This window comes from Streptomyces atratus (assembly GCF_040655115.1).
Taxonomy (GTDB): domain Bacteria; phylum Actinomycetota; class Actinomycetes; order Streptomycetales; family Streptomycetaceae; genus Streptomyces; species Streptomyces atratus_D.
This window is the reverse complement of record NZ_JBFAJH010000043.1, coordinates 1-26054: the sequence shown is the minus strand read 5'-3', so window position 1 is coordinate 26054 and position 26054 is coordinate 1. Positions and strand designations below refer to the sequence as shown.

Genomic DNA, 26054 nt, shown 5'->3' with positions numbered 1-26054 from the left:
TCCGCTCCGGCTCCGGCGAGCGGAGGAAACCTCCGCTCACCATGGCATCCTGGACCCGGGGGCGGAAAAAGGGAGGACTGCGCCGATGGCGATGAGCACGGCACAGACGCCGGGCCGGCCCATGCGCGCCGACGCGCGCCGTAACTACGACCGGCTGCTGGGCGAGGCCCGTACGGCGTTCGCGGAGCACGGCACCGATGCCTCGCTGGAGGACATCGCGCGGCGGGCGGGCGTGGGGATCGGCACGCTGTACCGGCATTTCCCGAACCGGCACGCGCTGATGAGCGCGGTTTTCCAGGAAGCCCTCGCCTCGCTGCTCGCCCGCTCCCACGAGCTGGCGAAGGCGGATCCGTGCGCGGGTCTGGTGGACTGGCTCGGCGCGATCATCACCCATGCGGGTGAGTACCGCGGGCTCGCGCAGGCACTCATGTCGACGTCACGGGACGAGACTTCCGCGCTGTCCGACTGCAACGTGCCGCTGCGCGAGGCGGGGGCACGGCTGCTCGCACGGGCGCAGGCGAGTGGGACGGTGCGGGCGGATGTGTCGATCGGCGACCTGATGCAGCTGACGAACGCGATTGCGCTGGCGGCGGAGCAGGCGCCGGAGGATCCGGCGCTGGCCGGGCGACTGCTGACGCTGACCTTGCGGGGGCTGAAGGGGCCGCGGGCGGCCGCGGGCTGAAACTGTTCCTCCGTCGCCGGAGGGGCTCGGTTTCGTCAGCCGCATCGAGCCCGTCGAAGGGTCCCTCCTGCCTTGAGGGTCATGGGGGAGCTTGAGGACCGGGGTTCGGGGCGGTGCCCCGATGGGCTCAACGGCGGCGGAGGTCCGCCACGCGAGCCCGGTCGCCCGGGGGCTGGTCCGTCAACGCCGCAGCCGCGCTGCGCAGTTGCGGCCCAGGACCGCCATGCGTGCGCCGCTGGCCGGGCAATGGCATGTCGCGGCGCGCCTGGCGCCCCGGCGGGTGGGAGTCGGCCCCGACCGGGCCCAACCCCGCCCCGGCCACCGCGATCTGTACACCCTGGTCGGCCAGTGCCTGCAACTCGGTGGCGGACCGCTCGTCGTGGGCCGGAGGGTCGTCCGTCACCAGACGGGTGATCAGGTCCGTGGGCACCGTCTGGAACATCGTGTCGGAGCCGAGCTTGGTGTGGTCCGCCAGGACCACCACCTCCCCGGCGGCCTGCACCAACGCCCGGTCGACGCTCGCCGAGAGCATGTTGGACGTGGACAGACCCCGTTCCGCGGTGAGTCCGCTCCCGGACAGGAACGCGCGCGACACCCGCAGCCCCTGGAGCGACTGCTCCGCACCGCTGCCCACCAGGGCGTAGTTGGAACCGCGCAGGGTTCCTCCGGTCATCACCACTTCCACCCGGTTGGCATGGGCCAACGCCTGGGCGACCAGGAGCGAATTGGTGACGACGGTCAGACCGGGGATCCGCGCGAGCCGGCGGGCCAGCTCCTGCGTGGTCGTACCGGCTCCGACCACAATGGCCTCGCCCTCTTCGACGAGACCGGCGGCCAGGTCGGCGATGGCCGTCTTCTCCGCGGTGGCGAGATGGGATTTCTGCGGAAAGCCGGACTCCCGCGTAAAACCGCCCGGCAAGACCGCACCGCCATGTCGGCGGTCGAGGAGTCCTTCTGCCTCCAGCGCCCGCACGTCCCGCCGTACGGTCACTTCGGAGGTCTGGACGACGCGGGCGAGCTCACGGAGCGATACTGCCCCGTTGGCGCGCACCATTTCGAGGATCAATTGACGACGTTCTGCAGCGAACACGAAACTGACAGTAACCTGACCACGCGAGAGTTTTCAGCGGTTTGCGCCGAATAACAGAAGTTGCACATACAAGGGGCCGCCAAGTGCTACAGGCGGCCCCGTTGTTGTTCCGTACTGATTGCCCGGCAGCTTCCCGCCCGCCTGAGTTGCCAGGGCTTGGCGGGGAATGCCGGGTTCCTACGCCTCGCCGGCCCGCTTCCGGGTGTGCAACTGCCGTGCCACTTCCGCGATCGATCCCGACAGGGACGGGTACACGGTGAAAGCGTTTGCGATCTGTTCCACCGTCAGATTGTTGTCCACCGCGATCGAGATGGGGTGGATCAGCTCGCTGGCCCGCGGCGCGACGACACAGCCACCGACCACGATGCCGGTGCCCGGCCGACAGAAGATCTTGACGAAGCCGTCCCGGATGCCCTGCATCTTGGCGCGCGGGTTGCGCAGCAGCGGCAGCTTCACCACGCGTGCTTCGATCGCGCCGGAGTCGACGTCCGCCTGGGTGTAGCCGACGGTGGCGATCTCCGGGTCGGTGAAGACGTTCGAGGAGACCGTCTTCAGGTTCAGCGGGGTCACCGCGTCACCGAGGAAGTGGTACATCGCGATCCGCCCCTGCATCGCGGCGACCGAGGCCAGCGCGAAGATGCCGGTGACGTCACCGGCCGCGTACACGCCGGGGGCGCTGGTGCGGGAGACCCTGTCGGTCCAGATGTGGCCGGACTCCTTGAGCCGGACCCCGGCCTCCTCCAGGCCCATGCCCGCGCTGTTCGGGATCGCGCCGACCGCCATCAGACAGTGCGAACCGGTGATCACACGGCCGTCGGCGAGCGTGACCTCGACCCGGTCGCCCACGCGCTTCGCCGCCTGGGCGCGCGAGCGGGCCATGACGTTCATGCCGCGGCGCCGGAAGACGTCCTCCAGCACGGCGGCCGCGTCCGGGTCCTCGCCGGGCAGCACCCGGTCGCGGGACGAGACGAGCGTCACGCGCGAGCCGAGCGCCTGGTAGGCGCCGGCGAACTCGGCACCGGTGACACCGGAGCCGACGACGATGAGCTCCTCGGGGAGCTCGTCGAGGTCGTAGACCTGGGTCCAGTTCAGAATGCGCGCTCCGTCGGGGAGCGCGTCGGGGATCTCCCGGGGGTGGCCGCCGGTCGCGATCAGCACGGCGTCGGCGGTGAGCCGCTCCTCCGTACCGTCGGCCGCGGTCACGACGACCGTGCGGGAGCCGTCGGCGGCCTGGAGGCCTTCCAGCCTGCCCCGGCCGCGCATCACCCGGGCCCCCGCACGGGTGACGGAGGCGGTGATGTCGTGGGACTGGGCGAGCGCCAGGCGCTTCACCCGTCGGTTGACCTTGCCGAGGTCGACGCCGACCACCCGCGCCGCCTGTTCGATGTGCGGCGTGTCGTCGGCGACGATGATGCCCAACTCCTCGTACGAGGAGTCGAAGGTGGTCATCACCTCTGCCGTCGCGATCAGGGTCTTCGAGGGCACGCAGTCGGTGAGTACCGACGCGCCGCCGAGGCCGTCGCAGTCGACGACGGTCACCTCCGCGCCGAGCTGGGCGCCCACCAATGCCGCCTCGTACCCGCCGGGTCCGCCGCCGATGATCACGATCCGGGTCACGAAAAGTCCGCCTCGCGTATGTCATCCCGCGGCCGTCTGCCGCCCCGGCCGGGGGTCCGGGGTGTCACCCCGGGGGTATGCAGTACGTACTCCATTGTCCCGCACGCGCCAACGTGCTTCGCCCCGGGGCCCTCCATACGGGAGCGAGGAAGGCGGAAGAGGCGCGGCAGGGTCCCCGGCAGAGGCCTCCACGGGGTTGCCCTCGGGACGCCGACCGGGGACTTCCTCACAGGAATCGCCGTTCCCGGGGTCACCTCCCGTACCCTCGAACCCATGTCGCTCTACGCCGCGTACGCCGGCAACCTCGACGCGCGGCTGATGACGCGCCGCGCACCGCATTCCCCGCTGCGCGGCACGGGCTGGCTCAACGGCTGGCGGCTGACCTTCGGCGGGGAGCAGATGGGCTGGGAAGGCGCGCTGGCCACGGTGGTGGAGGCGCCGCGCTCGCAGGTCTTCGTGACGCTGTACGACCTGGCACCGATGGACGAGGACTCCATGGACCGCTGGGAGGGTGTCGGCCTCGACATCTACCGGCGGATGCGGGTCCGGGTGCACACCCTGGACGGCGAGGAGCCGGCCTGGATGTATGTACTGAACGGGTACGAGGGCGGGCTGCCGTCCGCCCGCTACCTGGGCGAGATCGCGGACGCCGCCGAGTCGGCGGGCGCGCCGCACGACTATGTGATGGAGCTGCGCAAACGCCCCTGCTGAGGCCGCGCCGCTCCGCGTTTCTGTGTGAAAGTACGAAGACTCGCGCGGGGACTCCGCGCAGGGGCATCTACGCGCGTAGGGAATCACCGGCTACCCTCATCCGCGTGAACGCATCTGTTATTCCGGACCACATCCAGGGCGACCCGCACGCCGCCGCCGCCGACGCCGCTGCCCGCCTGCGCGAGCTGACCGGTGCCGAGACCCACGACGTCGCCCTCGTGATGGGTTCCGGCTGGGCACCTGCGGGCGACGCGCTCGGCACGCCGGAGGCCGAGTTCCCGGTGACCGAACTGCCCGGTTTCCCGGCGCCCGCCGTCCAGGGCCACGGCGGCACGATCCGCTCGTACCTGATCGGGGAGAAGCGCGCCCTGGTCTTCCTCGGCCGCACGCACTTCTACGAGGGCCGCGGCGTCGCCGCCGTCGCGCACGGGGTCCGTACCGCCGTCGCCGCCGGCTGCAAGACCGTCGTCCTGACGAACGGCTGCGGCGGTCTGCGCGAGGGGATGCGCCCCGGGCAGCCGGTCCTGATCAGCGACCACATCAACCTGACCGCGGCTTCCCCGATCGTCGGCGCCAACTTCGTCGACCTGACCGACCTGTACTCGCCGCGGCTGCGCGCGCTGTGCAAGGAGGTCGACGACACCCTCGAAGAGGGCGTGTACGTGCAGTTCCCCGGCCCGCACTACGAGACCCCGGCCGAGATCAACATGGTCCGTGTCATGGGCGGCGACCTGGTCGGCATGTCCACGGTGCTCGAAGCGATCGCCGCACGGGAGGCCGGGGCGGAGGTGCTCGGCATCTCGCTGGTCACGAACCTGGCGGCGGGGCTGAGCGGGGAGCCGCTCAACCATGAAGAGGTGCTGCAGGCAGGACGCGATTCGGCTACGCGCATGGGGGCGTTGCTGGCTCGGGTGCTCGAGCGGATCTGAGCCCGGGGGCGCGGGTCCGGGCGGGCGGCTGCGGGGGACCTGTTCCCCGCCCCCTTCCCGAACCGGGGCTCCGCTCCCGTGCCCCGCGCCTCACACGTCGGCGAGGCCGAAAATCCATCCCGCAGAAAGCCCGCAGAAAGGCGGACACCGTGCAGCAGGAGCTCATCGAGCAGGCCAGGACATGGCTCGCGGAGGATCCCGACCCCGAGACCCGTGACGAGCTCGCCGCGCTCATCGACGCCGAGGACCTCGACGAGCTCGCCGCACGGTTCGCCGGCACGCTGCAGTTCGGCACGGCCGGTCTCCGCGGTGAGCTGGGAGCCGGGCCGATGCGGATGAACCGCGCCGTCGTGATCCGCGCCGCGGCCGGACTCGCCGCGTATCTCGGGGCCGGGGGACACACCGGCGGGCTCGTCGTCATCGGGTACGACGCCCGTGACAAGTCCGCCGACTTCGCCCGCGACACCGCGGCCGTGATGACCGGCGCGGGCCTGCGCGCGGCGGTGCTCCCCCGCCCGCTGCCCACGCCCGTGCTGGCGTACGCGATCCGGCACCTGGGAGCAGTCGCGGGCATCGAGGTGACGGCCAGTCACAACCCGCCGCGCGACAACGGGTACAAGGTCTACCTCGGCGACGGCTCGCAGATCGTCCCCCCGGCGGACGGCGAGATCGCCGCCGCGATCGCCGCGGTCGGTCCGCTCGACGGCGTGGCCCGCCCCGACGACGGCTGGGAGATCCTCGGCGACGAGGTCCTGGCCGCCTACCTGGCCCGTACCGACGCCGTGCTCGCCGCCGGATCGCCGCGCACCGCCCGGGTCGTCCACACCGCGATGCACGGTGTCGGTACGTCCGTGCTCACCGCCGCCTTCGACCGCGCCGGGTTCCCCGCCCCGGTGCTCGTCGCCGAACAGGCCGAGCCCGACCCGGCGTTCCCCACCGTCGCCTTCCCCAATCCGGAAGAGCCCGGTGCGATGGATCTCGCGTTCGCCACCGCACGCCGTACCGACTGCGACCTCGTCATCGCCAACGACCCGGACGCCGACCGGTGCGCCGTCGCCGTCCCGGACCCCGCCGCCGACGGTGGCTGGCGAATGCTGCGCGGCGACGAGGTCGGGGCGCTGCTCGCCGCCCATCTGGTGGACCGGGGCGCGGCCGGTGTCTTCGCCGAGTCGATCGTGTCGTCCTCGCTGCTCGGCCGGATCGCCGAGAAGGCGGGCCTCGGCTACGAGGAGACGCTGACCGGCTTCAAGTGGATCGCCCGCGTGGACGGCCTGCGGTACGGGTACGAGGAGGCGCTCGGTTACTGCGTCGACCCGGACGGCGTACGCGACAAGGACGGCATCACGGCCGCGCTGCTCGTCGCCGAGCTCGCCTCCGTGCTCAAGGAGCGGGGGCGTACGCTCCTTGACCTCCTCGACGACATCGCGGTCGACCACGGGCTGCACGCCACCGATCAGCTGTCGGTCCGGGTGGAGGACCTCTCCGTCATCGCGGACGCCATGCGCCGGCTGCGCGAGCAGCCTCCGACCGCGCTCGCCGGCCTCCCCGTCACCTCGGCCGAGGACCTCGCGCGGGGCACCGCGCAGCTGCCGCCCACCGACGGGCTGCGCTACCACCTCCAGGGCGCCCGCGTGATCGTCCGCCCGAGTGGCACCGAGCCGAAGCTCAAGTGCTACCTGGAGGTCGTGGTGCCGGTCGCTTCGACGGACGAGCTGCCCGCGGCCCGTGCGCGGGGTGCGGAGCTGCTCGCCGGGATCAAGCGGGACCTGGCGGCGGCGGCCGGTATCTGACCGTTCGCGACGACCGGCTTCACGAACGCGTCACGGACGCTTCAGGTACGCGCGGCACGACCGAGGGCCGGGGCGCCGGGGCCGTCGTCCGTACGAACGGGGACGGCCGGGCGATCAGGCGGACGTGATGTGCTCGCACATCACGTCGCCGACCGTCGTGGGCCGTACCCCGCTCCGTTTCGGGTCCGCCGCGTCGAACCCCGATCGCAGGTGTCCGTGCGGTGATGCGGCTACTTGATGTTGAGCAGCTGCTCCAGCGGGTCGATGGCGAAGTAGACGAAGAAGAGCGCCGCGGTGCCCCAGAGCAGCCAGTGGACTTCGCGGGCCTTGCCCAGGCACGCCTTGATGACCACGTAGGCGAGGAAGCCGGCGCCGATGCCGTTGGTGATGGAGTAGGTGAACGGCATGACGGCGATGGTCAGGAAGGCGGGGATGGCGACTTCGTACCGGTCCCAGTCGATGTGCTTGACCTGGGTCATCATCAGGAACCCGACCGCGATGAGAGCGGGGGCCGCGGCCTGGAGGGGCACGATGGTGAGAACGGGGGTGAAGAAGAGGGCGAGGGCGAACAGGCCGCCGGTGATGAGGTTGGCGAAACCGGTGCGTGCGCCTTCGCCGACACCGGCGGCGGACTCGATGTACGTGGTGGCGGACGAGGCGGAGGCGGCGCCGCCGGCGACGGCGGCCGCGCCGTCGATGAGCAGCACGCGGCCCAGACCGGGGACCTGGCCGCGCTCGTCGAGGAGTCCGGCTTCGGCGGTGACGCCGACGACGGTGCCCATCGTGTCGAAGAAGTCGGACAGGATGAGGGTGAAGACGAGCAGGACGACGGTCAGCACGCTGACCTGACCGAACGAGCCGAACAGATCGAACTTGCCCAGGAGCCCGAAGTCGGGTGAGGCGACGGGCTTGTCGGGCAGCGAGGGCTCGGTCAGACCCCAGGACTTGATGTCGGCGATCCCGTTGATGACGACGGCGACGACGGTCATCACGACCATGCTGATGAGGATGGCGCCCTGCACCTTGCGGGCCAGGAGGACGATCGTCATCAGCACGCCGAGACAGAAGACGAGCATGGGCCAGCCGGTGAGGGCGCCTGTGCCGATCTGAACGGGCACGGTGGTGTGCGCGGCGTCCGGGATGCGGGTGACGAACCCGGAGTCCACGAAGCCGATGAAGGCGATGAACAGGCCGATGCCGACACTGATGGCCTGCTTGAGGGGCTGCGGAATGGCGTGCATGATCGCCTCGCGCAGACCGGTCATCACCAGTACGCAGATCAGCAGGCCTTCGAGCACGATGAGGCCCATCGCGTCGTCCCAGCCCATCAGAGGGGCGATCTGGAAGGCGGTGACGGCGTTGAGGCCCAGGCCCGCGGCCAGGGCGAGCGGCAGGTTGCCGCCCACACCCATGATCACGGTCATCACGGCGGCCACCAGGGCCGTGGCGGTGGCCAGTTGGCCGGCGTCCAGCTGGTGGCCGAACTTGTCCTCGGCGCTGCTGAGAATGATCGGGTTGAGTACGAGGATGTACGCCATCGTGAAGAAGGTGGCGAACCCACCGCGTATCTCACGGCCGTACGTCGAGCCGCGTTCACCGATACGGAAGAACCGGTTGAGCGGGCCACCGGGTCTGATGGTCGGCGCTTCGGCCGAGCCTGTCGTGCTGGTGTGCATGACTGTGTCTCCTGGACCTGCAAGTACGAGGGGAATGGCAGTGGCGCCGGAAGCGTGTGCCAGTCGCTTCTGCGAACACACGTACGGCGCCTTGCGAGCGGATCATACGCGGCAGAAACGTGATCTCAATCGCTTTGCGATATCCATTAGTTGACCTTCTCGCATCGCCCCTGTCGGTTCCTCCAAAATCACCGACGACCTATCCAGCCAAACCGGGATGCGGGCGACAGCGGCCATGGAGTTCACCCCGGGTAACTCCTTACTCTCGGTCCGTGCATCCACCGCTCCCCTTCAACGCGCGCGCCGCCCGCATCCTGCGCGAGAAACTCGGGATGGCCCCCGGCCACGTCGCTTACGGCATGCGCGCCTCCTACGGCACGACCCACATCACCCCCGACCACATCACCGCGTGGGAACGCGGCACCGCACTGCCCACCGCCAGCGAACTCACCGCGCTGGCCGGTGCCCTGTGGTGCAACCCCCGCGAACTCATGGGCGCTCCCCGCACCCTGCGGGAACACCGTCTCGCCCGCGGACTGGCCGCCGAGGACGTCGCCCGCGCCACCGGCGTCGACCTCGACGCCTACCACCACATGGAAGAAGCCGGCCAATGGACCGGCGACAAAAGGCAGTCCGCCAAACTCGGCGCCCTCCTCAACCTCCCCCCGCGCGACTTCATCGCCATCACCGGCCTCGAGGACGAACTCACCCGCCTCCTCACCGAAGCCGTCACCACCCGCTGGCAGGCCCACATCCGCGCCATCGCCCGCCTCGTCTCCACGGACCGCCGCGACCTGCAGGACCCCCTGCGCGACATGCACCACGAGTACCAGACCCTCATGGCCGCCACTCTCAGCCGAGCCGGCGGCACCACCGCCTCGGGCGAAATCGGGCGACGCTACATCGACGACATCGTCAACCACTTCTGGGCCCGGCTCCCGGACAGGCCGTAGGGCCGCGTCCGCACGGGCCATGCACCGGGCTCGTGATCAGGTGGACAGGCCTACCTGATCACGGGCCACGCGGGCATCGGTCTCTGCATGGCGCTGGTACCGATGTTCACCGGGTACGTCCTGTTCGGCTTCGGCCTGTCCCGCATCCCGGTCAGTACCGCGACCACCCTGCCCCTGCTGGAGCCCGCCGTGGCGGCCGTGTTCGCGGTCCTGGTCGTGGGCGAACACCTGCCCGCCCTCGGCTGGACCGGGGTCGTCCTCGTCATCGCCTGCCTCGGCGTGCTGACCGTTCCCTCCCGGCGTCGGTGTCTCCCCGCCATGTCGCAGGAAGCCCGGACCGCGCCCGCTGGACCCGGCTCGCGGCCGCCGGCGCACTCCGGCCCGCCTCAGAGCCTGCCGGGTGACCTCTGATCGGGCGGCCACGCCCTGGCACGCACGCTTCCGGCGTTGCCGAAATGCCCTGGTAGCTCCTTCCCCAAGCTCTCAGCTTCGTTCGAGCAGGGGAGACCCCGTCCGAGGCCATCCCGGCGCCTTGGAATCGCACGCACCATGCCGCGTCCGCTCTCCGATCGAAGGTCACCCGACAGGCTCTCAGCCGGTCGCGAGCAACACCACCAGCAGCACCAGGCCCACCACCGCCGGGGCGATCAACTCGTACGCCCAACGCACCGAAACCGAGGTCTCCGAGGACGCCGAAGGCTGTGCGGCCGCACCCGCCCCCGTCTTCGCCCGCTCCATCAGCTCGCGGAGGTCCGCCATGGTCTGGTCGGCCGTCGCCATGCGGGACCTGCTGTCGTGGACATCGGCGTGCACGGACGTCCGGCCGTACGGGTCGTCCGCCGACTGCCGGGCCTGCCGCCTGGCGGCCGTCTTCCGCTGCCGCAGCGACACCGGCACCGCCCACAGCTGGTACTTGGTGCCGTTCTCGGTGAACAGCTCGCTCGAATACCCGGCCCGCAGAACCGCGGCCTCGGTCCACGGCACGGTGATCGTCCGGAACGGGTTACGGATCCGGATGCGCTGGTCGTTGGCGTACACGACGGGCCGCAGCGTGAACGCGGCGACCAGCGGCACCACGGTCAGCAGCCCGGCCAGCGCCAGCCACGGCACCCGGCCGCCGCCCCGGACCACGGCGTCGCCGCCGATCCAGCAGATGAGGAGAAGCAGCAGGACACCCCCGGCGATCCCGGCGGGCGACCGGAAGGTCCGGTCGGCGTAGGTCGGCTCGGCGGGTGGTGTGGGGCTCGTCATGAGCCCGATTCTGCCTGACGCACGCAAGGGGCGCCGGGGGCGGCCGCCCCCGGTACTGCGCGACCCTCGAAGCACCCGCCCCCCCCTGTACAGGCCGCTACGCGCGTAGATATGCTGATCTGGTGACCATGCCCACCACAGCTCCCGCATTCTCCGACGCGACCGCGTCCGACAGTGCGCTGCGCCGCTTCCTGCACGGGCTGCCCGGCGTCGACGCCGTCGGCCTCGAAGCGCGCGCCGCGTCCCTCGGAACCCGTTCGATCAAGACGACGGCCAAGGCGTACGCGATCGACCTGGCCATCTCGATGATCGACCTGACGACGCTGGAAGGCGCGGACACCCCGGGCAAGGTCCGGGCCCTCGCCGCCAAGGCCGTCCATCCCGACCCGACCGACCGCACGACCCCGCACACCGCCGCGGTCTGCGTCTACCCCGACATGGCGGCGACCGCCGTCGCCGCGCTGGCCGGTTCCGGCGTGAAGGTGGCGTCCGTGGCGACGGCCTTCCCGGCCGGCCGCGCCGCGCTCGACGTCAAGCTCGCGGATGTCCGCGACGCCGTGGCCGCCGGGGCCGACGAGATCGACATGGTGATCGACCGGGGTGCCTTCCTCTCCGGCCGGTACCTCAAGGTCTACGAGGAGATCCTGGCCGTGAAGGCCGAGTGCGCGCGGGCGGACGGCACCGACGCCCGGCTGAAGGTGATCTTCGAGACCGGCGAACTCTCCACGTACGACAACATCCGCCGCGCCTCCTGGCTCGGCATGCTGGCGGGCGCGGACTTCATCAAGACGTCGACCGGCAAGGTCGGGACGAACGCCACCCCGGCGAACACCCTGCTGATGCTGGAGGCCGTGCGCGACTTCCGGGCGCAGACCGGCGTACAGATCGGCGTGAAGCCGGCCGGCGGCATCCGCACCTCCAAGGACGCGATCAAGTTCCTGGTGCTGGTGAACGAGACCGCGGGCGAGGACTGGCTGGACAACCACTGGTTCCGCTTCGGCGCCTCCAGCCTGCTGAACGATCTGCTGATGCAGCGCCAGAAGCTCAGCACCGGCCGTTACTCCGGCCCCGATTACGTGACGGTGGACTGATCCCCATGGCATCTGCATTCGAGTACGCACCCGCGCCCGAGTCGCGCGCGGTCGTCGACATCGCGCCCTCGTACGGCCTGTTCATCGACGGTGAGTTCACCGACGCGGCCGACGGCAAGGTCTTCAAGACCGTCTCGCCGAGCACCGAGGAGGTGCTCTCCGAGGTCGCTCAGGCGGGCGCCGCGGACGTGGACCGGGCGGTGAAGGCGGCGCGCAAGGCGTTCGAGAAGTGGTCGGCGCTGCCGGGCTCCGAGCGCGCCAAGTACCTGTTCCGGATCGCCCGGATCATCCAGGAGCGCTCCCGCGAGCTCGCCGTTCTCGAAACCCTCGACAACGGCAAGCCGATCAAGGAGACCCGCGACGCGGACCTCCCGCTGGTCGCGGCGCACTTCTTCTACTACGCGGGCTGGGCCGACAAGCTCGACCACGCGGGCTACGGCGCGAACCCGCGCCCGCTCGGCGTCGCGGGCCAGATCATCCCGTGGAACTTCCCGCTGCTCATGCTGGCGTGGAAGATCGCCCCGGCGCTCGCCACCGGCAACACCGTGGTCCTGAAGCCCGCCGAGACGACCCCGCTCTCCGCGCTCTTCTTCGCGGACATCTGCCGCCAGGCAGGGCTGCCGAAGGGTGTCGTGAACATCCTCACCGGGTACGGCGACGCGGGCGCCGCCCTCGTCGAGCACCCGGACGTCAACAAGATCGCCTTCACCGGCTCGACCGCGGTCGGCAAGGCCATCGCCCGCCAGATCGCGGGCACGGACAAGAAGGTCACGCTGGAGCTGGGCGGCAAGGGCGCCAACATCGTCTTCGACGACGCCCCGGTCGACCAGGCCGTCGAGGGCATCGTCACCGGCATCTTCTTCAACCAGGGGCAGGTCTGCTGCGCGGGCTCGCGCCTCCTCGTACAGGAGTCGATCCAGGACGAGCTGCTGGACTCCCTCAAGCGCCGGCTGTCCACGCTGCGCCTCGGCGACCCGCTGGACAAGAACACCGACATCGGTGCGATCAACTCCGCGGAACAGCTCTCCCGGATCACGGCACTGGCCGAGACGGGCGAGGCGGAGGGTGCCGAGCGCTGGTCCGCCCCGTGCGAACTCCCGTCCTCCGGCTACTGGTTCGCCCCGACGCTGTTCACGAACGTCACCCAGGCGCACACCATCGCCCGCGACGAGATCTTCGGCCCGGTGCTCTCCGTCCTGTCGTTCCGTACGCCGGACGAGGCGGTCGCCAAGGCCAACAACACCCAGTACGGTCTGTCGGCCGGCATCTGGACGGAGAAGGGCTCCCGCATCCTCGCGGTGGCGAACAGGCTCCGGGCGGGCGTCGTCTGGGCCAACACGTTCAACAAGTTCGACCCGACCTCGCCGTTCGGCGGATACAAGGAGTCGGGCTTCGGCCGCGAAGGCGGCCGTCACGGCCTGGAGGCGTACCTCGATGTCCGATAACCGTCTGAGCGTCTTCAAGACCTACAAGCTGTACGTCGGGGGCAAGTTCCCCCGCTCCGAGAGCGGCCGGGTGTACGAGGTGACGGCGAAGGCATCTGCCGCTGACGCGGCGGGCAAGGGCAGGTGGCTGGCGAACGCCCCGCAGTCCTCCCGCAAGGACGCGCGGGACGCGGTCGTGGCCGCCCGCAAGGCGTTCGGCGGCTGGTCGGGCGCGACGGCGTACAACCGCGGCCAGATCCTCTACCGCATCGCGGAGATGCTGGAGGGCCGCAAGGGCCAGTTCGTACGGGAAGTGGCGGACGCGGAGGGGCTGTCGAAGTCCAAGGCGGCGGCCGTCGTGGACGCGGCGATCGACCGCTGGGTCTGGTACGCGGGCTGGACCGACAAGATCGGCCAGATCGTGGGCGGGGCGAACCCGGTCGCGGGCCCGTTCTTCAACCTGTCCACGCCCGAGCCGACGGGTGTGGTCACAGTCGTCGCGCCGCAGACATCGTCGTTCCTGGGCCTGGTCTCCGTCGTCGCGCCGGTGATCGCGACCGGCAACACGGCGGTCGTCATCGCGTCCGCCGCCGCTCCGCTGCCCGCGCTGTCCCTGGGCGAGGTGCTGGCCACCTCCGACCTGCCGGGCGGTGTGGTGAACATCCTGTCCGGGAAGACGGCGGAGCTCGCGGCCCCGCTCGCGGCCCACCAGGACGTGAACGCGATCGATCTCACGGGCGCCGACGCCGATCTGGCGAAGGAGCTGGAGATCGCGGCAGCGGACAACCTGAAGCGGGTTCTCCGCCCGCCCGTCTCCCACCACCATGCCGAGAAGGAAGCGCAGGGCGCCGCCCCTTCCCACGCTGTGGACGGAATCGACTGGTCGGCCGACCCGGGCACGCACCGCCTGACGGCCTTCCTGGAGACCAAGACGGTCTGGCACCCCACGGGCGCGCTCGGCGTCTCGGGTTCCTCCTACTGACCGACGCGGCTGCGGCCCGCCCCTCCGGAACACTCCTCGGGGGCGGGCCGCAGCCCTGTGCGCCGGGATCAGCCATGCGCCGGCCCCGTCGCCTGCCCCGCCACCGGAGGCCGTTCAGCGCACCACCGCAGCTCAGCGGGTCGGTGACGACGCCCGTGGTCACCGGCTTGAAGCCGGCGATCTGCGTCCCCACCCTGTTGGCCAGCGGGTCCACGCCCGTCCTGACCGGCGGGTCGAGCTGAAGCTTCGTGACCGGAGAGACCGCGTGTCCGAATGACACCCGGTCACCGCGCCCCCGGTCGCCTCACCGACCGCGTCGAGGCCGCTGTCGGTGCCCGACGCCGGAGTGAGGGGCGGCGGAGCCGCCCGGGCCACCGCACCCCCCGCACCGAGCGCGGCGCCCACCGCGGTGACGGACGGACCCGCGCCCAGCAGCACGCGGCGCCGGGACCTGGAAAGCGCATGACGTGCCAGGGAGTTCCCACCCGATCGACCGATTGAGCAATCAACTGTGCGCGTAGCGTAGTCGAGGTGTGATGCTGGATACCAACACGGGCACCGGGGGATCCCCTGCGCGGGTCAATGCCTCACACTCGTGTCCTGTGAGTTCTCAACCGATCCCGACCCGCGTCGTGCTGCTCGCGGGCCCTTCCGGCTCCGGCAAGTCCCACCTGGCCGCCCGCACCGACCTTCCGGTGCTGCGCCTGGACGACTTCTACAAGGAGGGTGACGACCCCACACTGCCGCTGGTCCCCGGCAGTTCGGACATCGACTGGGACTCCGCACAGTCCTGGGACGCGGATGCGGCGGTCGCCGCCATCGCGGAGCTGTGCCGCACGGGGCGTACGAACGTACCGGTGTACGACATCGCCACCAGCTCCCGGATCGACCGCGAGGCGCTCCACATCGAGCGGACTCCGCTGTTCGTGGCCGAGGGAATCTTCGCGGCGGACATAGTCGAGCGATGCCAGGAACTGGGTGTCCTGGCGGACGCGCTGTGCCTGCGCGGCCGCCCGACGACGACGTTCCGCCGCCGGCTGCTGCGGGATCTGCGCGAGGGCCGCAAGACCGTGCCGTTCCTGCTGCGGCGGGGATGGCGGCTGATGCGCGCGGAGCGGCGGATCGTGGCACGGCAGGCGGCGCTGGGCGCTCACCCGTGCGGGAAGCAGGAGGCGCTCGGGCGCCTGGCGGCGGCTGCGGCAGGGCGGTGCCGGCGGGCAGCGGTGGCGCGCGAGGTGGCGTAGGCCGGCCGGACGCCGGGCGCTCACGCGTCCCGCAGTCTCAGGAGCAGCCCGCCTCCCAGCAGCGCGGCCACGGCCCACCCCGCGAGCACTCCCAGCCCTGCCCACGGGCCGATGGGCAGGCTGTCGGCACCGGTCGTGGACTGAATGGCGAGCCCCGCCGTCATCGGGGCGATCTGCTGCAGGTGCCGGTGCCAGTCCGGGTCGGTGACCAGCTGCGTGAGGATCGGCAGGACGAAGAGCAGGCCGAGTACGACGCCGACCGCCGCCGCCGGGTCCCGGACCGCGGTGGCCGTGCCGAGGCCGAGCAGGGCGATCAGCGCCAGGTACAGCACCGACCCGGCCGCCGCGCGCAGGGTCGGACCGTCGGACGGGGACAGCAGCGCCTGGCCCTGCGCCGTCGTGAAGCCGTTGCCCGGCAGGATCAGCCCCGCCGCCAGCAGGCAGCCGAGCACCGCGACCGCCCCGGCGACCAGCACCACCCCCATGAGAACGACCGCCTTCGCGGCCAGGACCGTGGACCGGCGCGGTGTCGCCATCAGGGTGGTGGGCATCATCCCCGTGCTGTACTCGCCGCTGATCATCAGCACGGCCAGGACGGCGACGACCGTCTGCCCACAATAGATCCCGGTCAGGCTGAGTCTGACGACGTCCTGGTGACAGCCCGTCGACGGGCACTGTGCGGCGGCAGCCGTCGCGGCGCTCACCGCAACCGTGAGCACCACCAGGGCCAGGATCAGCCACCCCGGGGCCGTCACGGTGCGCAGTTTCGTCCACTCCGCGTGCAGGGTCTGCTTCATGCGTCCCTCCGGCCCATCATGAGCACCGCCGCGCCCAGCGCGACAGCCGTCCACCCGCACAGCACCGCGAAGCCGCCCCACGGCGGCAGCGGGAAGTAGCCGAAGGCCGGTGTGTAGTCGCTGTCCACCTGCGCGTACCGCGGCATGTTCTGCTGGATGGCGAAGCCCGCCGCCGGGGTGAGACGCAGCAGCCACTGCGCGGGCCCGGCCGGCAGGATCGAGGCGGTCGCGAGGATGTACGGCAGGACGATCGCCGCGAACACCAGGGTGACCGCCCCGGCGCTGCGCCGCAGTACGGCGCCGACGGCCATGGCGAGCACCGCGGTGACCGCGAGCAGGGCCGCCGTACCGGCCACCACGCGCAGCTCCGTGAGCGCGCCGACGGGGAAGTCGAAGCCGCCGGGACGCACCAGCCACTCCCCGAGCAGCACCGCTGCCGCCGCGGCGGGCAGCCCGGCCGCAAAGGTCACGGCACCGAGGACGACGGCTTTCGCCGCCAGGGCCCTGCCCCGCCGCGGACTCGCCATGAGGGTGGTACGGATCAGTCCGCGCCGGTACTCGGCGGTGATGAACGTCGCCCCGACGACGATCACCAGAAGCAGCCCGACGAACGTGCCGGCCAGGCTGCGCTCGATGGTCTGCCCGCCCGCGGTCATGGGTCCGCCCACGGCCGGTGCGATGTCGCCGGACCCGGTGACGGTGAACGTGTCGCCTGCCCGGCGGAACGCGCCGTCCGACGCGAAGTCGTCGGCGGGTCCGCCCATCTGCTCACCGCGCCACGCCGCGTCCCCGGACCCCGCGCCGCTGAGATCGACGTGGTCGAAGACACCGGTGGCCCGGGTGGGCGCCCCGCGGTTGCTCAGACCGCCGAACTTCTGGCCCGTCGACTCGGTGGCGGGCGGCGAGGCGGCGAACATCCCTGCCTGGACCTGCGAGGGCAGTCCGGTCAGGCGCACGGTACCGACCGCGGTCCAGCGCGCCCCGTCCGCCGACCGGTAGCCGGTCACCGTGTCCCCGTTCCGGGTCAGCCGCAGCCAGCGCGGGGACGCGGCGGAGACGGCGCCGGGGGCAGCGGCCGTGTCATGCGTGTAGTTGTGCTGCATCCGCACGCCGTGCCCCGCGGTGGCCATGACGGCCGCGTACGCCGACCCCGCCCGGTCGCCCGCCTTCAGGACGATCCCCGCCTTGGCCCAGGGCGGCAGCCCGCCCTGGGCCCCGTCCGGCTCCAGCGATGTCATCCGTACGGTGATGCTGCCGTCCCCGGTCAGCGGCCGGTGCACGAAGTGGAACCGGTCCGTCACCGCTTCGCCGCCCGGGCCCCTGGCACCGGTGCAGGGCTGATTCGGGTCCTCGCAGGTGGGCCGTCCGGTCGGGGCGCTGATCAGGGCGATCAGTACGGTCACCAGCGCCGCGGCCGCGAGTCCGGCGACCCAGACCCGCACCGTACGGAACTTGGTCCACTCGGCCCGCAGTTGCTGCGCGAACCCGGCGTGGCGGGCCGACGTCCCGGAGCGGTACGACGTCATGGTCCCGGTCATCGGGCCGGCTCCTCGGCCGCCGTGGCGCGGAACTCGACCGCGTCCCGGGTGAGTTCCATGTACGCCTCCTCCAGCGTCGCGCGATGCGCGGACACTTCGGAGAACGGCACCCCGCTCTCACCGAGCAGCGTCACGACGTGCTCCGCCGCCAGCCCGGAGACGGTAAGCGTGTCACGGCCGGTGGCTGCCACGGTGGCTCCGGCGTAGGCCAGCGCCGTCATGGCCTCCGACCGTGCCGAGGTCCGCAGCCTGACGCGGTCGCCGGACGCGGTCCCGATCAGCTCGCGCACACCGGTGTCGGCGATGACCCTGCCGCGTCCGACCACCACCAGATGGTCGGCGGTGTCCTGCAGTTCGCTCATCAGATGGCTGGACAGCAGCACCGCCCGGCCCTGCGCGGCCAGCGCGCGCTGGAAGTCGCGCATCCACACGATGCCTTCCGGGTCCAGACCGTTGAACGGCTCGTCCAGCATGATCACCGGCGGGTCGCCGAGCAGCGCGGCGGCGATCCCGAGGCGCTGCCGCATGCCGAGCGAGAAGCCCGCCGTCCGGCGCCCGGCGACCGCCCCCAGACCGGCCTGCTCGATGACGTCGTCGACCCGCCGCGCGCCGAGGCCCTGCGAGTGGGCCAGCCACAGCAGATGGTTGCGGGCGGTCCGGCCCGGCTGCAGCGCGGCGGCGTCCAGCAGCGCGCCGATGTGGTTCAGCGGGTTGCGCAGGTCCCGGTACGGCCGCCCGCCGATCAGCGCGGTGCCCTCGTCGGCCGTGTCCAGGCCGAGGATGACCCGCATCGTGGTGGACTTGCCCGCGCCGTTGGGGCCGACGAAACCGGTGACCTGCCCGGGCCTGACGGTGAACGTCATCCCGTCCAGCGCGGTGGTCGGCCCGTAGCGCTTGCGCAGGCCGGTGACTTCCACGGTTGCTTCCATGCCCGGCAGGTTAGGCAGCAGGGTGCTTCGCGGTCGTCACGCCGGACAGCGACTTCTGTCCTCCCTGACACGAGGGATGTCCGGCGCCACGGGTCCCTCACGAGAGGGATGCCGGGACGCGCAGCTGCGGCAAGAATGACGGCCGTGGACGCGTACCGGCAGAGCGGATGGGTCGAGCGGGGGCGGCGCATCGGCGCCGACCCCCGTACGCCTGCCGTGACCGGGACGGTCCTGGCGCTGCTCGCGGTGACCGAGTCGTTCGCGCGGACGGCGGACAGCGGCGTCACGGTCCGGTTCGCCATGCTCCTCGGCCTGCTCGCCCTGGCCACCACGCTGCCGCCGGCGTTCCTGAGCCCTGCCGCGGCCGCCGCGTCGGTCACTGCGGCAACCGTGCTGTCCCTGGCCCCGTTCCGCTCGCTGACCGTCGCGGGGCTCTGCGCCCAGCTGCTCGTCCTGCACCGGCTCGGCCGTGCGGGCTCACCGCGGCCGGCGGCGCTCCTCGCCATGCCGTTTTTGCCGCTCGCCCTCGGCCGGCTCGCCCCGGTGCACTCCGAAACCGACGTCCTCACCGTGCTACTGGCCTCGCTCGCCCCGGTCGCGGCGTGGGCGGGCATCGCCCGCCGGGCCCGCGGCGAGGCGCTCACCCACAGCGCCGCGCACCGGGCGATGACCAGCACCCTGCTCGAACACACGGCACGCGGCGAACGCGCCCGGATCGCCCGCGAGTTGCACGACGTCGTCGCCCATCACATCTCCATGGTCGCCGTCCAGGCGGAGACGGCCCGGCTGACCACCCCCGGGATGCCCGCCGCCGGTGCGCAGCGGCTCTCGTCGATCGGCGACACCGCGCGGGCCGCGCTGACCGAGATGCGGCGGCTGCTCGGCGTCCTGCGCGAGGACACCGGGTCCGCTACGGCCGACCGGCAGCCGCAGCCGGGCCTGCGGCAGCTGGTCGACCTGCTCGACGAGGCCCGGGACGCGTCCGGGACGGGCACCCGCCTCATCGTCCGCGGCCGGCAGGCGGCGCTCGACCCGGGCGTCGAGCTCGCCGCGTACCGCATCGTCCAGGAAGCCCTCACCAACGCCCGGCGGCACGCACCGGGCGCCGCCGTCGATGTGGAACTGCACTACACCGCCGACGCCCTCGCCCTGCGCATCCGCGACAACGGACCGGGCCCGCCGCCCGCGCCGCCCACGGGCGGCCACGGCCTGTCCGGCATGCGCGAGCGTGCCGCCGCGGTCGGCGGCGAACTGCGCACCGGCCCCGCGCACGGCGGCGGCTTCCTCGTCGAGACCGTACTGCCGACCCACGCGGAGACCACCGGATGAGCACCGAGCCACAGCCCGCCGTACGCATCGTCGTCGCCGACGACCACCAGGTCGTCCGTACGGGCTTCGCCGCCCTGCTGGACACCCAGCCGGACTTCACGGTCGTCGGCACGGCGTGCGACGGGGCGGAGGCGGTACGGACGTGCGTCGGCCTCCGGCCCGACGTGGTCCTCATGGACGTACGGATGCCGGGCACGGACGGCATCGAAGCGACGAGACAACTGGCCGCGTCGGGTCCGGACGGCCCCCGCATCCTCATCCTGACCACGTTCGACCTGGACGAGTACGTGTACGACGCCCTGCGCGCCGGAGCCAGCGGCTTCCTGCTCAAGGACGTCACCGCGGAGCGCCTCTTCGACGCGGTACGCGTCATCGCGGCCGGGCAGGCCCTGCTGGCGCCGACGGTCACTCGCCGCCTGATCAGCGAATTCGCCACCCAGCACCGCACACCGAACCCCGCACCCCCGGCAACGCTCGCCGCACTCACCCCCCGGGAGACCGAGGTCCTGCGCCTGGTGGCGGAGGGCCTGTCCAACCCGGAGGTCGCGACCCGCCTGGTGATCACGGAGGAGACGGTGAAAACGCACGTCAGCCGGATCCTGGCCAAACTGGCCCTGCGTGACCGCACCCAGGCGGTGGTGACGGCCTACGAATCCGGCCTGGTCATCCCGGGCTCCCGCACACACCCGACCGGCACCCCCGGCCCGCCCGGCGGTTGAGGACACCATCCAGCCCGTCCGGCGGCCCCGACCGGCGTCCGGGGCAGAGCCCCCGCGACGGCGCCCCCGCCCCCGCTCCCGAACGCACCGCAGGGCCGGACAGGACCCCCCGGCCCATCCGACCCCGCCACGCTCCCCCGTGAGCCCACCGCTTCCCCCGAAGCAGCAGTCCTCGGTTCCCCCCGCTTCCCCCGCTGCCTTCAGGCCACCAGCTCGCCGAAGGACTCCTCCTCGTCACGGCCGAAGCTCAGCACCTCGTCCTCGCGCAGCCGCCGCAGCGACCGCCATATGCTCGACTTCACCGTGCCGACACTGATGTCGAGGATCGACGCGATCTCCGGGTCCGTGCGCCCCTCGTAGTACCGCAGGACCAGCATCGTGCGCTGGAGTTCCGGCAGCCGCGCCAGTGCCTGCCAGAGCACGGCGCGCAGTTCCGTACCGCGCATCGCGTCCGCGTCGCCCACCGTCTCCGGCAGTTCCTCGGTCGGGTATTCGTTCAACTTCCGTCGGCGCCACGCGCTGATGTGCAGATTGGTCATGGTGCGGCGCAGGTACCCGCCGACCGCCGCCTTGTCGCTGATCCGGTCCCACGCCCGGTACGTGGAGAAGAGGGCGCTCTGCAGCAGGTCCTCGGCCTCGAACCGGTCACCGGTCAGGTGGTAGGCGGTCGCATACAGGGAGGCGCGGCGCTCCTGGACGTAGGCCGTGAACGCCGCTTCGGCGTCCGAGCTCTCCGTCCCGGACTTCCGCTCCCCCGTGACCTCCCCGTACGCGGCTCCCCCGCCGGCTCCCGCGGTCGCGTCGACCACCGTCATGCGGGACGTGTGCTGACGCCCGGCGCCACGGACCCACCCTCGCGCTCCCCCGAGCTCCCGGCTCCGCTCGAGCAGGGAGGTCCCCCCTCCGGCTCCGGACTTCTCGATGCCCCTGCCGACATCGTGGAGACGCGTGACAACTGCGCTTGTGGTCGTGCTGTGCAGTGCGTTCATCTCGCGCCCCCCGTCGGTGGAGTCCGTCCGTTCCTTGTGCCAACGAGCTTGCCCGGGCAGTTTCATGGCACTGTCCGCCGACTGTCACAGACCTGTCACAAGACCTCCCGCCAGTGCGCCGGAAGTATGAGAGCGCTTCAAGTGTCGAACTGAAGCTCCACCATGGGCCAGAATGACCCCCGTGCCTTTCCTGTTGCTGATCGAGGACGACGACGCCATCCGCACGGCCCTCGAACTCTCGCTGTCACGCCAGGGCCACCGTGTGGCCACCGCGGCGACGGGAGAGGACGGCCTGAAACTGCTGCGCGAGCAGCGACCGGACCTGATCGTGCTGGATGTGATGCTGCCCGGCATCGACGGCTTCGAGGTGTGCCGTCGTATCCGGCGCACCGACCAGCTGCCGATCATTCTGCTGACCGCGCGCAGCGACGACATCGATGTCGTGGTCGGACTGGAGTCCGGCGCCGACGACTATGTGGTGAAACCCGTGCAGGGCCGGGTGCTCGACGCCCGGATCCGCGCGGTGCTGCGCCGCGGCGAGCGCGAGTCCACGGACTCGGCAACGTTCGGGAACGTGGTCATCGACCGTTCCGCGATGACCGTGACGAAGAACGGGGAGGACCTGCAGCTCACGCCGACCGAGCTGCGGCTCCTGCTCGAACTGAGCCGTCGCCCCGGACAGGCTCTGTCGCGCCAGCAGTTGCTGCGGCTGGTCTGGGAGCACGACTATCTCGGTGACTCCCGGCTGGTCGACGCCTGCGTGCAGCGGCTGCGCGCCAAGGTGGAGGACGTGCCGTCCTCGCCGACCCTGATCCGTACGGTACGCGGCGTGGGCTACCGGCTGGACTCGCCTCAGTGAGTGCTGCCGCCAAACGCAGCCTGCTCGCCGGGCTTCGCTGGACCAGTCTGCGGCTGCGGCTCGTCGTCGTGTTCGCACTGGTGGCGCTGACCGCCGCGGTGTCCGCCTCGGGGATCGCGTACTGGCTCAATCGCGAGGCGGTTCTGACCCGTACGCAGGATGCGGCGCTCGGGGACTTCCGGCAGGAGATGCAGAACCGGGCGGCTTCGCTGCCGCTGCGCCCGACCAAGGACGACCTGCAGAACACCGCCGTGCAGATGGCCAGCAGCAGCCCCGGCTACAGCGTGCTGCTCGTCGACAAGCGTGACGGCGGCAAGCCGATCGTGGGCAACTCCGATCTGGACACGTTCACGCTCGACAACGTGCCGCTCTCGCTGCAGCAGCAGGTCAACCGGAAGCAACCGGTGGAGGCGGGCAACAAGTACGCGTACCACCTGTTCTGGCAGCGGACCTCGATCCGCGGTACGCCGTACCTGGTGGCCGGCACGAAGATCATCGGCGGTGGTCCGACCGGCTACATGCTGAAGTCGCTCGACCAGGAACGGCAGGACCTCAACTCCCTGGCGTGGTCGCTGGGGATCGCCACGGCTCTCGCGCTGGTCGGCTCCGCGCTGCTGGCGCAGGCCGCCGCGACGACGGTGCTGCGGCCGGTGCAGCGGCTCGGTGACGCGGCGCGCAAGCTGGGCGAGGGCAAACTCGACACCCGCCTCGTGGTGTCCGGCACCGATGAACTCGCCGACCTCTCCCGTACGTTCAACAAGGCCGCGAGTTCGCTGGAGAAGAAGGTCGCGGACATGAGCGCGCGGGAGGAGTCCAGTCGCCGGTTCGTCGCCGACATGTCGCACGAGCTGCGGACCCCGCTCACCGCGATCACAGCGGTCGCCGAGGTGCTGGAGGACGAGGCCGACAGCCTCGACCCGATGATCGCGCCCGCCGTGCACCTGGTGGTCAGCGAGACCCGGCGGCTGAACGACCTGGTGGAGAATCTGATGGAGGTCACCCGCTTCGACGCGGGTACCGCCCGGCTCGTCCTCGACACGGTCGATGTCGCCGACCAGGTGACCGCCTGCATCGACGCCCGCGCCTGGCTGGACGCGGTGGATCTGGATGCCGAGCGCGGCATGATGGTCCGCCTCGATCCGCGCCGGCTCGATGTGATCCTGGCCAATCTGATCGGCAACGCGCTGAAGCACGGCGGTTCGCCGGTACGGGTCGCGGTACGGACCGACGGCGACGAACTCGTCATCGAGGTGCGCGACCACGGCCCCGGCATTCCCGAGGACGTCCTGCCGCACGTCTTCGACCGTTTCTACAAGGCCAGTGCGTCCAGGCCGCGTTCGGAGGGCAGCGGGCTGGGTCTGTCGATCGCCATGGAGAACGCGCACATCCACGGCGGTGACATCACCGCGGCGAACTCGCCGGACGGCGACGGCGCGGTGTTCGTCCTGCGGCTGCCACGCGATGCCGAGCGGCTCACCCGCACCGCGCAGGATCACGACGCGGAGGCCCAGGACGAGGAGGGCGGCGCGACGTGAGGCGCAGCAACCGTGGGACGCACCGGGCGCGCCGCTCGGCCGGGGCGCTGGCCGGCGCCGTCGTCTGTGCCGTGCTGGCCGCCGGGTGCGGGATCAGGACCACCTCGGTACCCGTCGACGCGGGGGCCGCGCCGTCGCGGGTGCCGTGCTCGATGTCCGCGGAGGACGTCAGCACACAGGCGTCGAAGGGCATCCCGGTCCAGATCTATCTGGTCTGCGCCTCGCAACTGGTCGCGGTGGACCGCGCGGTACAGGTCCACGACGCGAAGGCGGACCGGATCCGGGTGGCGCAGGCGCTCCTCGACGAGCTGCAGCGGGAACCGGACGGCGACGAGCGCCAGGCCGGCTTCTCCACGGACGTGCCGACGACGCTGCGGATCAGCGAGGCGCGTCGGAGCGATCCGGCGGCCACGTTGCGGCTCAGCGAGCAGCCGGAAGACCTGCCGTCGGAGGCGCTGGCGCAGATTGTGTGCACCTACGCGGAGAGCGAGTCGCTCGCCCCCGACGGCACGGTGATACTCGGCGGACCCGGGACCTACGCACCGCGCGGCTATCTGTGCACCTCGGAGACGAAGGCCCGGCCGAAGGCCGTGCCGACGCTCGGCGCGCTCGAGCTGCCCTGACGCCCTCCCCTGCGCGAGGAAATGGATCGGCGAGCGGTGTCATGCGGCTTCGACGGCAAAGCGGAGGACGGAGTCGACGCGAAGGGGGCCCCTCCCATGCCTTTAGGGCTATGGGGGAGTCGGTGACTGACGACAACGCGGCAGGCCGGGTCGCAGGGCATCGGGAGCCCTTCCCTGTCGCGGGGTAGGCCGTGAGCCCGCCGTCTGTCGCGCCGCCCCCGCCCGGGTTTCCTGGGGCGGGGGGGAACCGATGCCGCCGGTAGGGGCGTCTTGGGGGGCGTGGGTCAAGGTTCGGACGGCCAGGCCGTCATCCGCTTCCGCGCGGCCGGGGTGTTTCTCCTCCTCGCGCATCTGCTGCTGGTCGGGTGGCTCACTCTGCGTCCGCTGGACGTCCCGTGGGTGACGGCCGCAAATCTTCAACCGCTCGCCGGGATCAGGGCGGACCTGTCCCTCGGCCCGGCCGAGGCGGCGCACCGGATCGGTAAGGAACTGTTGTTGCTGGCACCGCTGGGAGTGCTGCTGCCGATGGCCGGGGGCCGTCTCTTCGTCTCCCCGTGGGCCTCGCTGGCGCGTACGGTCGCCGCCGGGTCACTGATCTCGCTGACCATCGAGCTGGCGCAGACCGGGGTGCCGGGGCAGGTCGTCGATGTCGACTCGCTGCTGCTCAACACGGTCGGGGTGACGCTGGCCCATCTGCTGGTGGTGCCGGCGTTCCGGAAGCGGCTGCGCCGCCGGAAGCAGGAGCAGCTGGTGCGGGGGGCGGTCCCCCGCCCCAGGAAGGAAACCTCTCAGGGGTCGACCCCGACGATTTCCAGGGTCGGTATCGCACCGTAGAGCGATGCCTTACTCTCGTTCGCGGAGCCACCATGGAGACATCGGGAGCACGACGGAGCTGCTCCCCAGCAGACGGTTCGCGAAGGAGCCCACCATGGCCGCACTTGCCCGCCCCCGTGACGGACGCATGATCGGCGGAGTGTGCGCAGCGCTGGCACGACGCTTCGGCACGTCCGCCGGGACCATGCGCGTGATCTTCCTGGTCTCCTGTCTGCTGCCCGGCCCGCAGTTCCTGCTCTACCTGGCGCTGTGGCTGCTGCTGCCGACCGAGAAGTCGTCGGCGTCGACCGACTGGTAGGGGTGTCCGGCGGATCATGGCAGGGGGCCGCGACGCCGGACACCCTTCCGTCCCCGCACCCACGCACGTGGGGCGGACACCCGGCCGGGTGTCCGCCCCACGTGCGTGGGTGCGGGGTCAGCCGCCGAGCGGGTGAGGGGTGGTAGACAGAGTGGTGGCCGTGA

At 71.4% G+C, this 26054-nt stretch carries 25 protein-coding genes and 1 pseudogene; 17 read left to right on the top strand and 9 right to left on the bottom strand.

Translation table 11 applies throughout. From position 1 onward, the window contains the following. The first annotated feature begins 85 nt into the window (after positions 1–85). A complete protein-coding gene (locus AB0I23_RS31675; RefSeq protein ID WP_359114473.1) occupies positions 86–682 on the top strand; it encodes a TetR/AcrR family transcriptional regulator in 597 nt (198 codons plus the stop codon). Positions 683–809: 127 nt separating this feature from the next. On the opposite strand, the gene AB0I23_RS31670 is transcribed toward AB0I23_RS31675, so the two are convergent. Both AB0I23_RS31670 and AB0I23_RS31665 read right to left on the bottom strand, forming a co-directional pair. Then, on the bottom strand, positions 810–1772 hold the full coding sequence (locus tag AB0I23_RS31670; protein ID WP_359114471.1) for a DeoR/GlpR family DNA-binding transcription regulator: 963 nt from the start codon (positions 1770–1772) through the stop codon (positions 810–812). A gap of 177 nt (positions 1773–1949) precedes the next feature. Further along, positions 1950–3389, bottom strand: coding sequence for an NAD(P)H-quinone dehydrogenase (locus AB0I23_RS31665; protein WP_359114469.1), 1440 nt, complete (start codon positions 3387–3389; stop codon positions 1950–1952). A gap of 273 nt (positions 3390–3662) precedes the next feature. Here AB0I23_RS31665 and AB0I23_RS31660 point away from each other — a divergent pair, with 273 nt between their 5' ends. The 3 genes from AB0I23_RS31660 to AB0I23_RS31650 all read left to right on the top strand — a co-directional run bounded on the left by AB0I23_RS31660 (position 3663) and on the right by AB0I23_RS31650 (position 6819). Continuing rightward, positions 3663–4100 (top strand): gamma-glutamylcyclotransferase, encoded by a 438-nt coding sequence (locus tag AB0I23_RS31660; RefSeq protein ID WP_358857946.1) that lies wholly within the window; start codon positions 3663–3665, stop codon positions 4098–4100. Between the two features lie 104 nt (positions 4101–4204). Next, positions 4205–5029: a purine-nucleoside phosphorylase gene (locus tag AB0I23_RS31655; protein ID WP_359114467.1), complete on the top strand. Its 825-nt coding sequence runs from the start codon at positions 4205–4207 to the stop codon at positions 5027–5029. Positions 5030–5178: 149 nt separating this feature from the next. Next, positions 5179–6819, top strand: coding sequence for a phospho-sugar mutase (locus tag AB0I23_RS31650; RefSeq protein WP_359114465.1), 1641 nt, complete (start codon positions 5179–5181; stop codon positions 6817–6819). Between the two features lie 230 nt (positions 6820–7049). Here the strand turns inward: AB0I23_RS31650 and AB0I23_RS31645 are convergent, their stop codons facing one another. After that, on the bottom strand, positions 7050–8495 hold the full coding sequence (locus tag AB0I23_RS31645) for an NCS2 family permease (protein WP_359114464.1): 1446 nt from the start codon (positions 8493–8495) through the stop codon (positions 7050–7052). A 272-nt stretch (positions 8496–8767) separates the two neighbouring features. On the opposite strand from AB0I23_RS31645, the gene AB0I23_RS31640 reads away from it, so the two are divergent. Next, the gene (locus tag AB0I23_RS31640; protein ID WP_359114462.1) at positions 8768–9448 is read left to right on the top strand and encodes a helix-turn-helix domain-containing protein; all 681 of its coding nucleotides are present in this window, start codon (positions 8768–8770) and stop codon (positions 9446–9448) included. Between the two features lie 87 nt (positions 9449–9535). After that, positions 9536–9859: a DMT family transporter gene (locus tag AB0I23_RS31635; RefSeq protein ID WP_359114461.1), complete on the top strand. Its 324-nt coding sequence runs from the start codon at positions 9536–9538 to the stop codon at positions 9857–9859. Between the two features lie 180 nt (positions 9860–10039). On the opposite strand, the gene AB0I23_RS31630 is transcribed toward AB0I23_RS31635, so the two are convergent. Then, entirely contained in the window at positions 10040–10699 is a 660-nt protein-coding gene (locus tag AB0I23_RS31630) for a PH domain-containing protein (protein ID WP_359114459.1), read from the bottom strand. Positions 10700–10827: 128 nt separating this feature from the next. On the opposite strand from AB0I23_RS31630, the gene deoC reads away from it, so the two are divergent. From deoC to AB0I23_RS31615, 3 genes are read left to right on the top strand one after another with little or no spacing between them, the layout of a single operon-like run. Then, a complete protein-coding gene (gene deoC / locus AB0I23_RS31625; protein WP_359114539.1) occupies positions 10828–11790 on the top strand; it encodes a deoxyribose-phosphate aldolase in 963 nt (320 codons plus the stop codon). Between the two features lie 5 nt (positions 11791–11795). Beyond that, entirely contained in the window at positions 11796–13235 is a 1440-nt protein-coding gene (locus tag AB0I23_RS31620) for an aldehyde dehydrogenase family protein (RefSeq protein WP_359114458.1), read from the top strand. After that, on the top strand, positions 13225–14196 hold the full coding sequence (locus AB0I23_RS31615) for an aldehyde dehydrogenase family protein (protein ID WP_359114456.1): 972 nt from the start codon (positions 13225–13227) through the stop codon (positions 14194–14196). The genes AB0I23_RS31620 and AB0I23_RS31615 overlap by 11 nt, the downstream gene beginning before the upstream one ends. 106 nt (positions 14197–14302) lie before the next feature. Here the strand turns inward: AB0I23_RS31615 and AB0I23_RS31610 are convergent. Continuing rightward, a pseudogene (locus tag AB0I23_RS31610) lies at positions 14303–14670 on the bottom strand (hypothetical protein); the annotation flags it as partial. A 62-nt stretch (positions 14671–14732) separates the two neighbouring features. On the opposite strand from AB0I23_RS31610, the gene AB0I23_RS31605 reads away from it, so the two are divergent. Next, the gene (locus AB0I23_RS31605) at positions 14733–15440 is read left to right on the top strand and encodes a uridine kinase (RefSeq protein ID WP_359114454.1); all 708 of its coding nucleotides are present in this window, start codon (positions 14733–14735) and stop codon (positions 15438–15440) included. A 20-nt stretch (positions 15441–15460) separates the two neighbouring features. On the opposite strand, the gene AB0I23_RS31600 is transcribed toward AB0I23_RS31605, so the two are convergent. From AB0I23_RS31600 to AB0I23_RS31590, 3 genes are read right to left on the bottom strand one after another with little or no spacing between them, the layout of a single operon-like run. Continuing rightward, entirely contained in the window at positions 15461–16237 is a 777-nt protein-coding gene (locus AB0I23_RS31600; protein WP_359114452.1) for an ABC transporter permease subunit, read from the bottom strand. Beyond that, positions 16234–17775, bottom strand: coding sequence for an ABC transporter permease subunit (locus AB0I23_RS31595; protein ID WP_359114451.1), 1542 nt, complete (start codon positions 17773–17775; stop codon positions 16234–16236). Before AB0I23_RS31595 ends, AB0I23_RS31600 begins: the two co-directional genes overlap by 4 nt. Continuing rightward, positions 17772–18704, bottom strand: a complete 933-nt coding sequence (locus AB0I23_RS31590; protein ID WP_359114450.1) for an ATP-binding cassette domain-containing protein — start codon at positions 18702–18704, stop codon at positions 17772–17774. The genes AB0I23_RS31595 and AB0I23_RS31590 overlap by 4 nt, the downstream gene beginning before the upstream one ends. Before the next feature lie 144 nt (positions 18705–18848). Here AB0I23_RS31590 and AB0I23_RS31585 point away from each other — a divergent pair, with 144 nt between their 5' ends. Together AB0I23_RS31585 and AB0I23_RS31580 are read left to right on the top strand one after the other, a co-directional pair. Then, positions 18849–20033 (top strand): sensor histidine kinase, encoded by a 1185-nt coding sequence (locus tag AB0I23_RS31585; protein ID WP_359114448.1) that lies wholly within the window; start codon positions 18849–18851, stop codon positions 20031–20033. Further along, positions 20030–20752 carry a response regulator transcription factor gene (locus AB0I23_RS31580; protein ID WP_359114446.1) on the top strand — a complete coding sequence of 241 codons (723 nt, stop codon included), beginning with the start codon at positions 20030–20032 and terminating at the stop codon, positions 20750–20752. Before AB0I23_RS31585 ends, AB0I23_RS31580 begins: the two co-directional genes overlap by 4 nt. Before the next feature lie 200 nt (positions 20753–20952). On the opposite strand, the gene AB0I23_RS31575 is transcribed toward AB0I23_RS31580, so the two are convergent. Further along, a complete protein-coding gene (locus AB0I23_RS31575) occupies positions 20953–21741 on the bottom strand; it encodes a SigE family RNA polymerase sigma factor (RefSeq protein WP_359114538.1) in 789 nt (262 codons plus the stop codon). Positions 21742–21922: 181 nt separating this feature from the next. Here AB0I23_RS31575 and afsQ1 point away from each other — a divergent pair, with 181 nt between their 5' ends. The 5 genes from afsQ1 to AB0I23_RS31550 all read left to right on the top strand — a co-directional run bounded on the left by afsQ1 (position 21923) and on the right by AB0I23_RS31550 (position 25890). After that, on the top strand, positions 21923–22600 hold the full coding sequence (gene afsQ1, locus AB0I23_RS31570; protein WP_189275392.1) for a two-component system response regulator AfsQ1: 678 nt from the start codon (positions 21923–21925) through the stop codon (positions 22598–22600). Then, a complete protein-coding gene (locus AB0I23_RS31565; protein ID WP_359114444.1) occupies positions 22597–24135 on the top strand; it encodes a HAMP domain-containing sensor histidine kinase in 1539 nt (512 codons plus the stop codon). The genes afsQ1 and AB0I23_RS31565 overlap by 4 nt, the downstream gene beginning before the upstream one ends. After that, positions 24132–24758 carry a GerMN domain-containing protein gene (locus AB0I23_RS31560; RefSeq protein ID WP_359114442.1) on the top strand — a complete coding sequence of 209 codons (627 nt, stop codon included), beginning with the start codon at positions 24132–24134 and terminating at the stop codon, positions 24756–24758. The genes AB0I23_RS31565 and AB0I23_RS31560 overlap by 4 nt, the downstream gene beginning before the upstream one ends. 279 nt (positions 24759–25037) lie before the next feature. Then, the gene (locus AB0I23_RS31555) at positions 25038–25592 is read left to right on the top strand and encodes a VanZ family protein (RefSeq protein ID WP_359114440.1); all 555 of its coding nucleotides are present in this window, start codon (positions 25038–25040) and stop codon (positions 25590–25592) included. Positions 25593–25686: 94 nt separating this feature from the next. Further along, positions 25687–25890 carry a PspC domain-containing protein gene (locus AB0I23_RS31550; protein WP_359114438.1) on the top strand — a complete coding sequence of 68 codons (204 nt, stop codon included), beginning with the start codon at positions 25687–25689 and terminating at the stop codon, positions 25888–25890. Positions 25891–26054: the final 164 nt, after the last annotated feature.